Origin of the sequence: Enterobacter sp. 22499, from assembly GCF_052044815.1 — a bacterium.
GTDB lineage: Bacteria > Pseudomonadota > Gammaproteobacteria > Enterobacterales > Enterobacteriaceae > Enterobacter > Enterobacter bugandensis.
The window spans coordinates 1,138,779-1,152,590 of record NZ_JBQENR010000001.1; the positions used below are offsets into that span (position 1 = coordinate 1,138,779).

At 53.6% G+C, this 13,812-nt stretch carries 16 protein-coding genes, 5 tRNA genes and 1 other RNA gene; 3 read left to right on the top strand and 19 right to left on the bottom strand.

The genetic code is table 11. The annotated features are described in order from the left end of the window. Positions 1–78: 78 nt before the first annotated feature. Positions 79–831, top strand: a complete 753-nt coding sequence (gene gpmA, locus ACTJI7_RS05580; RefSeq protein WP_008501111.1) for a 2,3-diphosphoglycerate-dependent phosphoglycerate mutase — start codon at positions 79–81, stop codon at positions 829–831. Positions 832–892: 61 nt separating this feature from the next. Here the strand turns inward: gpmA and aroG are convergent, their stop codons facing one another. Then, a complete protein-coding gene (gene aroG, locus ACTJI7_RS05585) occupies positions 893–1,945 on the bottom strand; it encodes a 3-deoxy-7-phosphoheptulonate synthase AroG (RefSeq protein WP_193030855.1) in 1,053 nt (350 codons plus the stop codon). A 303-nt stretch (positions 1,946–2,248) separates the two neighbouring features. On the opposite strand from aroG, the gene ACTJI7_RS05590 reads away from it, so the two are divergent. Beyond that, on the top strand, positions 2,249–2,629 hold the full coding sequence (locus tag ACTJI7_RS05590; protein WP_045259933.1) for a protein YbgS: 381 nt from the start codon (positions 2,249–2,251) through the stop codon (positions 2,627–2,629). 105 nt (positions 2,630–2,734) lie between these two features. Then, entirely contained in the window at positions 2,735–3,670 is a 936-nt protein-coding gene (zitB, locus tag ACTJI7_RS05595) for a CDF family zinc transporter ZitB (protein ID WP_438906988.1), read from the top strand. Here the strand turns inward: zitB and pnuC are convergent. The 18 genes from pnuC to cydB all read right to left on the bottom strand — a co-directional run bounded on the left by pnuC (position 3,667) and on the right by cydB (position 13,810). After that, a complete protein-coding gene (pnuC, locus tag ACTJI7_RS05600) occupies positions 3,667–4,386 on the bottom strand; it encodes a nicotinamide riboside transporter PnuC (protein ID WP_150143087.1) in 720 nt (239 codons plus the stop codon). The genes zitB and pnuC overlap by 4 nt on opposite strands. A gap of 23 nt (positions 4,387–4,409) precedes the next feature. Then, positions 4,410–5,453 (bottom strand): quinolinate synthase NadA, encoded by a 1,044-nt coding sequence (nadA, locus tag ACTJI7_RS05605; RefSeq protein ID WP_192971394.1) that lies wholly within the window; start codon positions 5,451–5,453, stop codon positions 4,410–4,412. A 191-nt stretch (positions 5,454–5,644) separates the two neighbouring features. Further along, a non-coding RNA gene (locus ACTJI7_RS05610) (RtT sRNA) lies at positions 5,645–5,773 on the bottom strand. Between the two features lie 26 nt (positions 5,774–5,799). Next, a tRNA-Lys gene (locus ACTJI7_RS05615) sits at positions 5,800–5,875 on the bottom strand. Between the two features lie 31 nt (positions 5,876–5,906). Beyond that, positions 5,907–5,982: transfer RNA gene (locus ACTJI7_RS05620), tRNA-Lys, on the bottom strand. Positions 5,983–6,023: 41 nt separating this feature from the next. Next, positions 6,024–6,099, bottom strand: a tRNA-Lys gene (locus tag ACTJI7_RS05625). A 3-nt stretch (positions 6,100–6,102) separates the two neighbouring features. Next, positions 6,103–6,178: transfer RNA gene (locus ACTJI7_RS05630), tRNA-Val, on the bottom strand. A gap of 27 nt (positions 6,179–6,205) precedes the next feature. Next, positions 6,206–6,281, bottom strand: a tRNA-Lys gene (locus tag ACTJI7_RS05635). Between the two features lie 161 nt (positions 6,282–6,442). After that, complete coding sequence (gene cpoB, locus ACTJI7_RS05640) at positions 6,443–7,237, bottom strand: cell division protein CpoB (protein WP_028012389.1); 795 nt, start codon at positions 7,235–7,237, stop codon at positions 6,443–6,445. 9 nt (positions 7,238–7,246) lie between these two features. Then, entirely contained in the window at positions 7,247–7,768 is a 522-nt protein-coding gene (gene pal / locus ACTJI7_RS05645; protein WP_003858578.1) for a peptidoglycan-associated lipoprotein Pal, read from the bottom strand. A 35-nt stretch (positions 7,769–7,803) separates the two neighbouring features. Then, positions 7,804–9,096 (bottom strand): Tol-Pal system beta propeller repeat protein TolB, encoded by a 1,293-nt coding sequence (gene tolB / locus ACTJI7_RS05650; RefSeq protein WP_440670044.1) that lies wholly within the window; start codon positions 9,094–9,096, stop codon positions 7,804–7,806. A 134-nt stretch (positions 9,097–9,230) separates the two neighbouring features. Next, positions 9,231–10,550 (bottom strand): cell envelope integrity protein TolA, encoded by a 1,320-nt coding sequence (tolA, locus tag ACTJI7_RS05655; protein ID WP_440669840.1) that lies wholly within the window; start codon positions 10,548–10,550, stop codon positions 9,231–9,233. 28 nt (positions 10,551–10,578) lie between these two features. Continuing rightward, positions 10,579–11,007, bottom strand: coding sequence for a colicin uptake protein TolR (gene tolR / locus ACTJI7_RS05660; protein WP_003858589.1), 429 nt, complete (start codon positions 11,005–11,007; stop codon positions 10,579–10,581). Between the two features lie 3 nt (positions 11,008–11,010). After that, positions 11,011–11,703 (bottom strand): Tol-Pal system protein TolQ, encoded by a 693-nt coding sequence (gene tolQ / locus ACTJI7_RS05665; protein ID WP_008501101.1) that lies wholly within the window; start codon positions 11,701–11,703, stop codon positions 11,011–11,013. Further along, positions 11,700–12,104, bottom strand: coding sequence for a tol-pal system-associated acyl-CoA thioesterase (ybgC, locus tag ACTJI7_RS05670; protein WP_003858593.1), 405 nt, complete (start codon positions 12,102–12,104; stop codon positions 11,700–11,702). Before ybgC ends, tolQ begins: the two co-directional genes overlap by 4 nt. Positions 12,105–12,252: 148 nt before the next feature. After that, entirely contained in the window at positions 12,253–12,543 is a 291-nt protein-coding gene (gene ybgE / locus ACTJI7_RS05675; protein ID WP_008501100.1) for a cyd operon protein YbgE, read from the bottom strand. Then, entirely contained in the window at positions 12,543–12,656 is a 114-nt protein-coding gene (cydX, locus tag ACTJI7_RS05680) for a cytochrome bd-I oxidase subunit CydX (RefSeq protein ID WP_003858598.1), read from the bottom strand. The genes ybgE and cydX overlap by 1 nt, the downstream gene beginning before the upstream one ends. 14 nt (positions 12,657–12,670) lie before the next feature. Further along, entirely contained in the window at positions 12,671–13,810 is a 1,140-nt protein-coding gene (gene cydB / locus ACTJI7_RS05685; RefSeq protein ID WP_028012386.1) for a cytochrome d ubiquinol oxidase subunit II, read from the bottom strand. Between the last annotated feature and the right edge of the window lie 2 nt (positions 13,811–13,812).

Here is a 13,812-nt window from a genome sequence, read left to right on the forward strand (position 1 = left end):
GTTAAGCGTTGCTGCTGGCACGGCCACAGCAATATAATGAGAATTGTTATCATTCTAAAAATGCTTGAGGAGTAAGAGATGGCTATTACTAAGCTGGTCCTGGTGCGTCACGGCGAAAGCCAGTGGAACAACGAAAACCGCTTTACCGGTTGGTACGACGTTGATCTGTCCGAGAAAGGCGTAAGCGAAGCAAAAGCAGCAGGTAAACTGCTGAAGGAAGAAGGCTTCAGCTTTGATTTTGCTTACACCTCTGTGCTGAAACGTGCCATCCACACCCTGTGGAACGTGCTGGACGAACTGGATCAGGCCTGGCTGCCGGTTGAGAAATCCTGGAAACTGAACGAGCGTCACTACGGTGCGCTGCAGGGTCTGAACAAAGCGGAAACCGCTGAGAAATACGGTGACGAGCAGGTTAAACAGTGGCGTCGCGGCTTCGCGGTCACCCCACCAGAGCTGACCAAAGATGACGAGCGCTATCCGGGCCACGACCCGCGCTACGCGAAACTGACCGATGCTGAGCTGCCAACCACCGAGAGCCTGGCGCTGACCATCGACCGCGTTGTGCCTTACTGGAACGAAACCATTCTGCCACGCCTGAAAAGCGGTGAGCGCGTGATCATCGCTGCTCACGGTAACTCCCTGCGCGCGCTGGTGAAATATCTGGATAACATGGGCGAAGACGAGATCCTCGAACTGAACATCCCAACTGGCGTACCGCTGGTATATGAGTTCGACGAAAACTTCAAGCCAATCAAACATTACTACCTGGGTAACGCGGACGAGATCGCAGCGAAAGCAGCGGCTGTCGCGAACCAGGGTAAAGCGAAGTAATTTTCGCCGGACGTAAAAAAAGCGCGGAGCCTTCCGCGCTTTTTTATTTGTGCGTGAGGACTCAGCCGCGGCGCGCTTTTACCGCATTCGCCAGCTGACGCAGGATGGCATCGGTATCGTCCCAGCCAATGCAGGCATCGGTGACGCTTTTGCCATACACCAGCGGCTCGCTGCCTTCCAGGTTCTGGTTACCTTCAACCAGATGGCTTTCGATCATCACCCCAATTACCGCCTTCTCACCGTTGGCGATCTGCTGACAGACGTCTGCCCCCACTTCCATCTGCTTTTTGAACTGCTTGCTGGAGTTGGCGTGGCTGAAGTCGATCATCACCTGCTGTGGCAGCCCGGCTTTTTCCAGCCCGGCCTTCACCTCTGCCACGTGTTTTGCACTGTAGTTTGGCTCTTTACCGCCACGCAGAATGATGTGGCAATCACCGTTACCGCTGGTGTTGACGATGGCGGAGTGACCCCATTTGGTCACGGACAGGAAGCAGTGCGGCGCACCCGCGGCGTTGATGGCATCAATAGCCACTTTGATGGTGCCATCAGTACCGTTTTTGAAGCCCACCGGACATGAGAGACCGGAAGCCAGCTCGCGGTGAACCTGAGATTCAGTAGTACGGGCACCAATGGCGCCCCAGCTCATCAGGTCTGCCAGGTATTGTGGTGTAATCATATCCAGGAACTCGCCGGCAGCAGGCAGGCCGCTGTCGTTGATCTCCAGCAGCAGCTTGCGCGCAATGCGCAGGCCGTCGTTGATCTGGAAGCTGTTATCCATGTGCGGATCGTTAATCAGCCCTTTCCAGCCCACGGTCGTGCGCGGTTTTTCAAAATAGACGCGCATGACGATTTCCAGCTCATCCTTTAACTCTTCACGCAAGGTGAGCAGACGAGCCGCATACTCTTTCGCAGCGGCAGGATCGTGAATGGAGCACGGGCCAATCACCACCAGAAGACGATCGTCATTACCTTTCAGGATCTTGTGGATCGCTTTACGAGCATGAGAAACCGTATTTGCGGCATTTTCAGTGGCGGGGAATTTCTCAAGGAGTGCTACAGGAGGTAATAACTCATTGATCTCTTTAATGCGTAAATCGTCGTTCTGATAATTCATCTTCTTTCCAGCTCTGCCATATCTTTAGTAATGAAAGCAATGCTTTCAATCTATCTTGTCGACCAGGAAGTGTAAACACGGTTTTACACTTCACGCAGATAATTCCTGGAATTCGCCTAAAAATCGCCACAAAATAGCGAAAAATGAGATCTAACCTAAGCTTTTTAACTGTAACAACCATTTTTAAACGCTTAAACGCGATTCCCTACTGACGTAAGTCCGTAAGGCGGAATCTTTCGCCTCTAAAAAGATGCACTGTTGGAGAATGTTATCCAGCGTAACGACAAGAACAGGAGCACCATCATGAAAATGACAAAACTGACTACCCTCTTCCTGACTGCCACACTCACCCTTGCCAGCGGCAGCGTCCTGGCCGCAGAAACGGGTGCTTCAGACAGCAACGGTGATGCCAATGCGGCAGCAGCGGCAGGCCAGGTTGCGCCTGATGCGAAACAGAATATCGCCCCGAATAATGTCGATAACAGCCAGATCAATACCGGCAATACCAACACCGGTGGTACCATGCTGCATCCGAACGGTAGTGCTTCCGATACCATGAATCATGACAACATGAGCTCGGATGAGGTTCATAAGAACTCGATGTGCAAGGACGGCAAATGTCCCGATCCGAACGACAAAGTGGGTAACGACGCCAATACCAAAACTGATGGCACAACCCAGTAATTCTTGATGCTTCAAATGTGAAAGGAGAGCCCTGGCTCTCCTTTCTTTTTGGAGTAACCTGTTAAAAACGCTACACTAAAATAATAACGAATCAGGAAAGCAGACATGGCGCACACCCACTCACACCCATCTTCTCCCGGCAACGACAATGCAAAACGACTTATGCTGGCCTTTGGCGTTACGGCCACGTTTATGGTTATCGAGGTCATTGGCGGCCTGGTTTCCGGCTCGCTGGCGCTGCTGGCTGATGCCGGACATATGCTGACCGATGCCGCAGCGCTGCTTTTCGCCCTGCTGGCGGTGCAGTTTGCTCGCCGCCCGCCCAACGCGCGTCATACCTTCGGCTGGCTGAGGCTGACCACCCTTGCCGCGTTTGTTAACGCCATCGCGCTGGTGGTTATTACTGTTCTTATCGTCTGGGAGGCCGTACAGCGTTTCAGGCACCCGCAGCCCATCGCCGGGACGACAATGATGGTGATTGCCGTGGCGGGGTTGCTGGCAAATATTCTGGCGTTCTGGATTTTGCATCGCGGCAGCGGGGAAAAGAACCTCAACGTTCGCGCTGCGGCTCTGCATGTGCTGGGGGATTTGCTCGGCTCAGTCGGGGCGATTGTCGCCGCGCTGGTGATCCTCTATACCGGCTGGACGCCTGTCGACCCCATTCTCTCCGTGCTGGTATCGTGTCTGGTCTTGCGCAGCGCCTGGCGGCTGCTGAAGGAGAGCGTCAATGAACTGCTGGAAGGGGCGCCGGCATCAATGGACATTGACGAGCTGAAACGAAACCTGCGCCGTACTGTCCCGGAAGTGCGTAACGTTCATCACGTGCACGTCTGGCTGGTAGGCGAGAAGCCGGTCATGACGCTGCACGTCCAGGTCATCCCGCCCCATGACCACGACGCGCTGCTTGAACGCATCCAGCACTTTCTTGAACATCACTATGAGATAGGTCACGCCACCATCCAGATGGAGTATCAGCCCTGTAGCGGGCCGGACTGCCACCTTAACGAGGCGCAGTCCGACCATTCACATCATCACCACTAGCTTGAAAGCGCGTGTGAGCCACGCTCACGCGCGCTCTTGATCCACATCCGGCTGCCGTTCAGGGCAATGAAGGTCAGCAGCAGATACTCCAGCGACATGGCATAGACGCCCTGAAGGGCAAAAATCACCACGCTGATGACGTTGATGATGACCCACAGCAGCCAGTTCTCAACATATTTACGGGTCATCAGCACCATCGCCGCGATCGACAGCACCATCATGCAGGAATCCCAGAACGGGAAGGCATCCGGCTGAAGCTCCGGCATCGTCACGTTGAGGCCAATCGCGGACATGACCGAAACGGCAACGCGGGTCAGGAACGCAAACACCGGGTTGATGTAGACGGTCATCAAACCAATGGCGACGACGCAGGCGACAAACCAGGCGATGGCTTTCGGTAAGGGCAGCCAGCGGATCTGCAGCTCAGCCTGCTGCTGGCTGTTCTGCCGGGACCAGGCGTACCAGCCGTAAATATTGGCAGCGAAGAAAAACAGCTGTAAAAGCAGGCTGGCGTACAGCTGGATCTGGAAGAAGATAATCGCAAACAGCGTGACGTTAATCAGCCCGAACGCGTAGTTGCTGATCTTCTCCAGGCTTGCCAGCCAGATACACAGCAACCCCGCCAGCGTGCCTACGGCTTCAATCCATGACAGGTCATAGCCACCTGCACCAATCGGTATATGAACCAGAATGTTTTGCGTGCTAAAAAAATCCATCTTTTCCCCAGGGCGTTTTTGAATTAAGTACGTAGTGTAGCCGCAAAATCCAGCATGCGGTTAAGCGGAATTAACGCACCTTCACGCAGAGCGGCGTCCACATGAATTTCATGCGCTGCACCGCCTGTCTCGAGCCCTTCGGCAATGGCCTTCAGGCCGTTCATCGCCATCCACGGGCAATGCGCGCAGCTGCGGCACGTCGCGCCCTCACCTGCCGTTGGGGCTTCCAGCAGCTCTTTCTCCGGTACGGCCTGCTGCATCTTATAGAAGATACCGCGATCGGTCGCGACGATGAGCTGCTTGTTCGGCAGCGTCCTGGCTGCGTTGATAAGCTGGCTGGTTGAGCCAACCGCATCGGCCATATCAACAATTGACTGCGGTGATTCAGGGTGCACAAGAATGGCCGCGTCAGGATAAAGCGCCTTCATACGGGACAGCGCCTGGGTCTTGAATTCGTCGTGCACAATGCAGGCTCCCTGCCAGCAGAGAACGTCAGCGCCGGTCTGCTTCTGAACGTAATTGCCAAGATGGCGGTCCGGGGCCCAGATAATTTTCTCACCCAGGCTGTCCAGATGCTCAATCAGCTCAACGGCGATGCTCGACGTGACCACCCAGTCTGCGCGCGCTTTTACCGCCGCAGAGGTGTTGGCGTAAACAACCACGGTCCGGTCAGGATGGGCGTCGCAGAAGGCGTTGAATTCGTCAATCGGGCAGCCGAGATCGAGCGAACACTCCGCATTGAGCGTCGGCATCAGAATGGTTTTTTCCGGGCTGAGGATCTTTGCCGTTTCGCCCATAAAGCGCACGCCTGCAACCAGCAGCGTGGAAGCGGGATGTTTTGCACCGAAGCGGGCCATCTCCAGTGAATCAGAAATACAGCCCCCGGTCTCTTCCGCCAGCTGCTGGATTTCCGGATCGGTGTAGTAATGGGCAACCATCACCGCATCGCGCTCTTTGAGAAGCCGTTTGATCTTCTCGCGGTAGAATTGTTTTTCATCCTGGCTTAATGGCACAGGCTTTGGCGGAAACGGATAGATTGCGGCTTCAGGATCGAACATCACGCTCATTATGGCTTCTCGTTTTACTGGCTTAACAATATTGCCTTTCTTTTGCCTGACAAAGCAAAACGCAGGGCAATTGTGTTTTATATACTAAACAAGATAGCGAATCTGGAGTGAAAAGTCACCGGGAATAGATGTGAGGAGCATTTGTTGTACGGCAGATAGCAAAAAGGCGCCTTTAGGGCGCCTTTCTACACTGGTGGGTCGTGCAGGATGACTCGCTTCGCTCGCCCTTCGGGCCGTCGCCGTAAACGGCTCCGGTGCCTCACTACGTTCGGCTCGAACCTGCTGCAGGTTCGAATCATCCAGATCGCAGATAGCAAAAAAGCGCCTTTAGGGCGCTTTTTTACATTGGTGGGTCGTGCAGGATTCGAACCTGCGACCAATTGATTAAAAGTCAACTGCTCTACCAACTGAGCTAACGACCCCTTGCGGGATGTACTGCTAATTTATTCAGGCTGGTGGGTCGTGCAGGATTCGAACCTGCGACCAATTGATTAAAAGTCAACTGCTCTACCAACTGAGCTAACGACCCATTCGGGTGTTGCCTGAATTATCACTCGGCACCAATAAAATTGGTGGGTCGTGCAGGATTCGAACCTGCGACCAATTGATTAAAAGTCAACTGCTCTACCAACTGAGCTAACGACCCGAGTGGTGGGTGATGACGGGCTCGAACCGCCGACCCCCTCCGTGTAAAGGAGATGCTCTACCAACTGAGCTAATCACCCACTCTGTACTGCCGGAACTGCGTTAAGTGGTGGGTCGTGCAGGATTCGAACCTGCGACCAATTGATTAAAAGTCAACTGCTCTACCAACTGAGCTAACGACCCACTTTTATGCTGCTTTCACGTTGTTTGATATCCCGTGGCAACGGCGGCATATATTACTGATTTAAGAATTCTGCGCAACAAAAATTTCGATGAAGATCACTTAACTGCTTAGTAATCATGCTGCACGACCAGAAATAACGCGATTTCTGGTCATGCGATAATCATCCCATCGAATTCAGGCGTTTTTGCGCCTGCTTAGCACCTTCGGTGCCGGGGAATTTTGCGACCACCTGCTGATACACCGCTTTGGCTTTCGCCGTGTCGCCTTTGTCCTGCATGATCACGCCAACCTTAAACATCGCATCTGGCGCTTTCGGCGATTTCGGGTAATTTTTTACCACGGAGGCAAAATAAAACGCCGCATCGTCCTTTTTACCCTTGTTGTAATTCAACTGACCGAGCCAGTAATTCGCATTTGGCTGATAGGTTGAGTCAGGGTATTTCTTGATAAAGTTCTGAAACGCAGCGAGCGCGTCATCCTGACGAGATTTATCCTGCACCAGGGCAATGGCCGCATTGTAATCCGTATTCGCGTCACCGCTCTGTACAGGCGCTCCTGTTGAGGCTGAAGCATCAGCAGACGGCGCAGGCGCTGAGGTTGCCGCGCCGCTTTGATCGCCCGCTGCGGGTTGTGCTGCTGCACCGCCGCTGCTGAGGCTATCTATCTGCAATAAAATTTGCTTCTGACGTTCCACAACCTGGTTAAGCTGATACTGACTTTCCTGAATCTGACCACGGAGAGAGTCAATATCGTTTTGGTTATCGGAAAGTTGCTGCTGGAGTTGGGTTAAAAGCTGACTGTGAGCGTTAGAAATACGCTCGAGCTGAGTGACCCGGTCTTCTACCGAGCCTGAGCCGACACTACTGATTGGTGCCTGAGCAAAAGCGGCCCAGGGGGCCGCTATTCCAACCAGTAACGACAGACTCAACAGATGATGTCTGAAGTTACTGCTCATGCAATTCTCTTAGTAAACCAGTACGGCACGACGGTTTTTGGAGTAAGCCGCTTCGTCGTGACCCAGTACTGCAGGTTTTTCTTTACCGTAAGAAACGATGGAGATCTGGTCAGCAGAAACGCCTTTACCCTGCAGGTACATCTTAACGGCGTTAGCACGACGTTCACCCAGGGAGATGTTGTACTCTGGAGTACCACGTTCGTCCGCGTGACCTTCTACGGTGACTTTGTAAGATGGGTTGCTACGCAGGAAGTTAGCGTGAGCATCCAGCATCGCAGCGAAGTCAGAACGGATGTCGTATTTATCCAGATCGAAGTAAACGATGTTGTTCTGCTGCAGCTGCTGCATCTGAAGACGCGCTTGCTCTTCAGAAGACATGTTGCCATTGCCGTTCGCGTCCATACCGGTACCGGCACCCATCATGCCTTCGCCGCTCTGGTCATTGCTGGCGTTCTTGTTAGAAGAACACGCTGCGATTGCCATTACAGGCAGAGCGATCATCAGCCCCTTCAGCACTTTGTTCAGTTGCATTTCTATGATTCCTTTAGTAATCAATTAATTATTATTTACAGATACGGCGACCAGGCAGGTGATTTTACCTGTCCATCAGTGGCCGGAATACGCGCTTTGAAACGCCCATCTGTAGAAACCAGATTCAGCACAGATCCCATCCCCTGAGAAGAGCTGTAGATTACCATAGTGCCGTTAGGTGCCAGACTTGGCGTTTCATCCAGGAACGTTGACGACAGAACTTGAACGCCACCCGCTACCAGATCTTGTTTGGCAATGTGCTGCTGCCCACCGTTGGAGCTGACCATTACCATGAATTTACCGTCACTGCTCACGTCTGCGTTCTGGTTCTGAGAGCCTTCCCAGGTGATACGCTGCGGAGCACCGCCGTTAATGTTCACTTTATAGATTTGTGGACGGCCAGCCTGGTCAGAGGTAAATGCCAGGTTTTGGCTGTCCGGGAACCATGATGGTTCAGTATTGTTGCTGCGACCGTCGGTCACCTGACGGATCTGGCCAGAGCCGATGTCCATCACGTACAGATTCAGGCTACCGGTTTTAGAAAGCGCAAACGCCAGTTTAGACCCATCTGGAGAGAAGGAAGGCGCACCGTTGTGACGTGGGAACGACGCTACCTGACGCACCGCACCGTTAGCCAGCGTCTGGATAACCAGCGCAGAACGACCACTTTCGAAGGTCACGTAGGCCAGCTTAGACCCGTCCGGAGACCAGGCTGGAGACATTAGCGGCTGTGAAGAGCGTTTCACCAGGAACTGGTTGTAACCGTCATAGTCAGAGACGCGCAGCTCGTACGGGAACTGACCGCCGTTGGTCTGTACCACATATGCGATACGGGTACGGAACGCACCTTTAATACCGGTCAGCTTTTCGAATACCGCGTCGCTGGCCGCGTGTGCCGCGTAGCGCAGGTACTGTTTAGTGACCTTGTAAGAGTTCTGTGCCAGAACGGTACCCGGTGCACCGCCGGTATCCACCAGCTGCCAGGCCACGTTGTAAGAACCGTCCGGGTTAGGCGTAACCTGCCCCACCACCACGGCATCGATACCCAGCGCAGACCATGCAGCAGGCTGGACTTCCTGCGCACTGCCCGGCTGCTGCGGCAGACGAGAACGATCTAACGGGTTGAATTTACCGTTGTTACGCAGGTCAGCCGCCACGATGCCACCGGCATCTTCAGGTGCAGCGCCAGGACCGGCCCACTGGAACGGAACAACACCGATTGGGCGTGCCGAGTCCACCCCCTGGGTGATCTCGATACGTACTTCTGCGTGCAGGACTGCTGCCCACAGCATTAAAAAACTAAATGCTACACGTAATGCCTGCTTCATCATATCTCCCTTATCCGGGTAACCTTACCCACGATAATTTAGCAGAATGTTAACAAACTCAAATAGACAAAACTACCCGAACCCTGTGACTAAACCTGGTCTATTTTTCCCCGTTTGCACGGGGAAAATGTAACTTAAGGTTTGAAGTCCAGCGGCGCATTTTTGAAGACTTCGTAGACTGCCTGAGAAGGCGGTTTAGGCATCTTCGCCTGACGCGCTGCAGCCAGAGCCGCAGTACATAAAGCCGGGTCGCCACCTTCAGACTTAATATCAAGCAGCATGCCGTCCGGAGCCAGTTTTATACGCAGCGTACACGTTTTACCGGCATAGGAAGACGCATCGTAGAACCGGCTTTCAATCGCCGATTTAATCTGCGCGGCATAGCCGTTGATTTCAGCCCCTGTCGCACCGTTACTCTTAGTGTTACCACTTCCGGTCGGCGCTGCGTTGTTTCCTTTCGCGCCACCGCCCGTTTTCGGTGCATTCTTACCGGAGCTTAAATCCCCCAGCAGATCGTCAACCCCTGCGGCGGCCGCGGCTTTCTCAGCGGCAGCAGCCTTTTTAGCAGCCGCTTTTTCAGCAGCGGCTTTCTTATCGGCAGCGGCCTTCTCAGCTGCAGCAGCCTTTTTAGCAGCCGCTTTTTCAGCAGCGGCTTTCTTATCGGCAGCGGCCTTCTCAGCTGCAGCTTTTTTATCAGCAGCGGCTTTTTCAGCGGCGGCAGCTTTTTCTGCAGCAGCCTTCTCAGCCGCAGCGGCTTTCTTCGCAGCCTCGGCAGCCGCTTTCTTCTCTGCGTCCTGAGCGGCTTTCTTCGCGGCTTCGGCTTCAGCTTTCTTCTGTGCGTCAGCAGCGGCTTTCTTCGCGGCTTCCGCTTCGGCTTTCTTCTGGGCATCCGCAGCGGCTTTCTTCGCGGCTTCGGCCTCAGCTTTCTTCTGGGCATCGGCAGCCGCTTTCTTCGCCGCTTCTGCTGCTAATTTTGCCTGGGCATCAGCCTGCGCTTTGGCATCCGCTGCGGCTTTTGCTGCCGCCTCTTCCGCCTGCTTTTGCTGTTCCTGAGCTTTCTTCGCGGCCTCTTCGGCTTGCTTCTGCTGTTCCGCCTGCGCTTTCGCGGCTTCCTGCGCCTGCAAACGTTCTTTCTCAAGCTGCTTCAAACGCTCCTGCTCGGCGGCTTGCTTTTCACGCAGCTCTTCCGCCTGCTGTTGCGCCTGTTTTTCACGCTGCTCTTCAGCCCGTTTGGCACTCGCCTTCTGCTGTTGTTCGCGATTATAGTTTTGCACTACCGCACCGGGATCCACCATTACGGCGTCAATGGAAGACCCTCCACCGCCGCCTGCTGATGCATCAATATGCTCGTCGAACGAACTCCAGATCAGCGCTGCAAAAAGAATAACGTGCAGCACTGCGGAGACGATTATCGCTCGCTTAAGCTTGTCGTTCTGTTCGGTTGCCTTTGACACTATCGGTTCCCAAAAACTACGCGGATGATCAAATAGGTTGAGTCATTAAGCCAACAGACTTAACACCCGCACTATGTAGCAAGTTCAGCGCTTTAATAATTTCATCGTAGGGTACGTCTTTCGCGCCACCGATTAAGAAGACCGTTTTCGGATTTGACTCCAGGCGACGCTGCGCTTCGGCAATAACCTGCTCAGGTGGCAGCTGATCCATACGATCTTTCTCTACCACCACGCTGTACTGCCCTACGCCGGAAACTTCAATGATGACCGGAGGATCGTCATTGGTGCTCACCGCCTGTGATTCTGTCGCATCCGGCAGATCGACTTCCACACTCTGGGTAATGATGGGAGCTGTTGCCATGAAGATCAGCAGCAGTACCAGCAGAACGTCCAGCAGTGGCACGATATTGATTTCGGACTTGAGCTCGCGACGACCTCGTCCACGCGATCTGGCCATGGTTTACCCCTTGTTGCTCTCGGTGCTGGTAAACGCCTGACGGTGCAGAATCGCGGTGAACTCTTCCATAAAGTTGTCGTAGTTCAGTTCCAGTTTGTTCACGCGCTGGTTCAGACGGTTGTAAGCCATTACCGCCGGAATTGCCGCAAACAGACCGATAGCGGTCGCAATCAGTGCTTCAGCGATACCCGGTGCAACCATCTGCAACGTCGCCTGCTTCACCGCGCCCAGCGCGATAAAGGCGTGCATGATCCCCCACACGGTACCAAACAGACCGATATACGGGCTGATAGAACCCACGGTGCCGAGGAAAGGAATGTGCGTTTCAAGATTTTCCAGCTCGCGGTTCATGGAGATACGCATCGCACGCGATGCCCCTTCCACGACGGCTTCCGGCGCATGATTGTTTGCCCGATGCAGACGAGCGAACTCTTTGAATCCGCTATAGAAAATTTGTTCGGAGCCGGTCAGGTTTTCACGGCGTCCCTGGCTCTCCTGATACAGGCGAGAAAGTTCAATACCCGACCAGAACTTATCTTCAAATGCTTCCGCTTCACGGCCAGCTGCATTGAGGATACGCGTTCTCTGGATAATGATGGCCCAGGATGCGATTGAAAAACCAATCAAAATCAACATGATAAGTTTAACCAGAAGGCTTGCCTTCAGGAACAAATCAAGGATATTCATGTCAGTCACTGCTTAAACTCCGCGACAATAGACTTAGGAAGCGCACGAGGCTTCATTATGGTTGGATCAACACAAACAATCAGTACTTCAGCTGAGTTCAGTACGGTGTTCTCTGCGTTGACTATCCGCTGCGTGAAAACCAGTGAGGTCCCGCGCATTGATGTAATTTCAGTTTGGACTTCGAGCATATCGTCGAGTCTGGCAGGCGCAAAATACTCAAGCGTCATCTTGCGTACCACGAAGGCAACTCGCTCAGCCAACAGCACCTGTTGACTAAAGTGATGATGGCGCAGCATCTCTGTGCGTGCCCGTTCATAAAAAGCAACGTAGCTGGCGTGGTAAACCACACCACCGGCATCGGTATCTTCGTAATAGACACGAACCGGCCATCGAAACAGCGTTGTATTCACTTTACATCCCAGTAATGCAACAAAAGTTAGAGCTTTTAAACTTCGCTACTATACGCGCGGGGAAGATGGTTTGGAATGGGGGAAAGTAAACGGAGAGTAAATTTTTATGGGCTCGGGTAAGCCCATAACGTTAACGGACATTTCTTATTCAGAAGAAGAAGAAAATCAAACCGGCGAGAAGCACCAGATCGGCAATCAGCGGGCAAAAAATTCCCTGCCAGTGAACGGCTTTCGGACGAAAGCCCACGCCGTGGATCACCCCGGCACACACTGCCCACATGATGAGGAAGCCGTGCCAGATCTCAAGCTCGCTGGTCTTTGCCGCAAAGCGCGACGGGTCCCAGAAGATACAGCCTGCCAGCAGTAATGCCATCACTAAAGAAAGCGCCCGTAACGGGCGCTTATCCATTACCGCGTAAAGCTTCGCGATAATATTCATCAGTGTTTTTCTTCACCCGCTTTGGTCGCTTCGACGTGCTCAAGCGCCAGGGCAGTGATGACACCAAAAGCACAGGCAAGAAGCGTCCCTAAAATCCATGCGAAATACCACATATTCAGCTCCTTACTTAGTACATAGAGTGGGTGTTGCTTTCGATATGTTCTTTGGTGATACGACCGAACATTTTCCAGTAACACCAGATGGTGTATGCCAGAACAATCGGAACGAACACGCAAGCAACGTAAGTCATTAAGTTCAGCGTCATATGGCTGGAGGTTGCATCCCACATGGTCAGGCTAGCATTCAGCATGGTGCTGGATGGCATGACGAATGGGAACATGGCAATACCCGCCGTCAGGATGATGCATGCCAGCGTCAGTGAAGAGAACACGAACGCCAGAGCACCTTTCTCCAGACGAGACGTCAGCACGGTCAGCAGCGGCAGCAGCACGCCCAGAGCCGGGATCGCCCACAGCGCAGGGGTATTGTTGAAGTTCACCAGCCATGCACCAGCCTGACGCGCCACTTCTTTGGTCAGCGGGTTAGACGGTGCCGAGTGGTTAATCGCAGACGTCACCACGTAGCCATCAATACCGTACACCACCCACACGCCTGCCAGAGCGAAGCAAACCAGCGTCACCAGTGCCGCCACCTGAGCAGTAGCACGGGAACGCAGGTGCAGTTCACCCACAGTACGCATCTGCAGGTAAGTTGCGCCCTGAGTGATGATCATCGCCACGCTCACCACACCGGCCAGCAGGCCAAACGGATTCAGCAGCTGGAAGAAGTTGCCGGTGTAGTAAAGACGCATGTATTCATCGAGGTGGAACGGTACGCCCTGCAGCAGGTTACCGAATGCCACACCAATCACCAGCGGTGGAACGAAGCTACCAATGAAGATGCCCCAGTCCCACATGTTGCGCCAGCGGGTATCTTCAATCTTGGAACGGTAGTCGAAACCGACCGGACGGAAGAATAAAGAGGCCAGCACCAGAATCATCGCCACATAGAAGCCGGAGAACGCAGCCGCGTAGACCATCGGCCAGGCAGCGAACAGCGCGCCGCCTGCGGTGATCAGCCACACCTGGTTACCGTCCCAGTGAGGGGCGATGGAGTTAATCATGATTCGACGCTCGGTGTCATTACGACCGAGGAAACGGGTGAGCATCCCCACCCCCATGTCGAAACCATCCGTGACGGCGAAACCGATCAGCAGAACGCCAACCAGCAGCCACCAGATAAAACGCAATACTTCATAATCGATCATTT

Excerpts from the sequence above, each read along its gene's own strand:
- aroG (WP_193030855.1), bottom strand. The coding sequence starts at position 1,945 with ATGAATTATCAGAACGACGATTTACGCATTAAAGAGATCAATGAGTTA.
- pnuC (WP_150143087.1), bottom strand. The coding sequence starts at position 4,386 with ATGGATTTTTTTAGCACGCAAAACATTCTGGTTCATATACCGATTGGT.
- zitB (WP_438906988.1), top strand. The coding sequence starts at position 2,735 with ATGGCGCACACCCACTCACACCCATCTTCTCCCGGCAACGACAATGCA.
- cpoB (WP_028012389.1), bottom strand. The coding sequence starts at position 7,237 with ATGAGCAGTAACTTCAGACATCATCTGTTGAGTCTGTCGTTACTGGTT.
- gpmA (WP_008501111.1), top strand. The coding sequence starts at position 79 with ATGGCTATTACTAAGCTGGTCCTGGTGCGTCACGGCGAAAGCCAGTGG.
- tolB (WP_440670044.1), bottom strand. The coding sequence starts at position 9,096 with ATGAAGCAGGCATTACGTGTAGCATTTAGTTTTTTAATGCTGTGGGCA.
- cydB (WP_028012386.1), bottom strand. The coding sequence starts at position 13,810 with ATGATCGATTATGAAGTATTGCGTTTTATCTGGTGGCTGCTGGTTGGC.
- ACTJI7_RS05590 (WP_045259933.1), top strand. The coding sequence starts at position 2,249 with ATGAAAATGACAAAACTGACTACCCTCTTCCTGACTGCCACACTCACC.
- cydX (WP_003858598.1), bottom strand. The coding sequence starts at position 12,656 with ATGTGGTATTTCGCATGGATTTTAGGGACGCTTCTTGCCTGTGCTTTT.
- tolR (WP_003858589.1), bottom strand. The coding sequence starts at position 11,007 with ATGGCCAGATCGCGTGGACGAGGTCGTCGCGAGCTCAAGTCCGAAATC.
- pal (WP_003858578.1), bottom strand. The coding sequence starts at position 7,768 with ATGCAACTGAACAAAGTGCTGAAGGGGCTGATGATCGCTCTGCCTGTA.
- ybgE (WP_008501100.1), bottom strand. The coding sequence starts at position 12,543 with ATGAATATTATCGCGAAGCTTTACGCGGTAATGGATAAGCGCCCGTTA.
- nadA (WP_192971394.1), bottom strand. The coding sequence starts at position 5,453 with ATGAGCGTGATGTTCGATCCTGAAGCCGCAATCTATCCGTTTCCGCCA.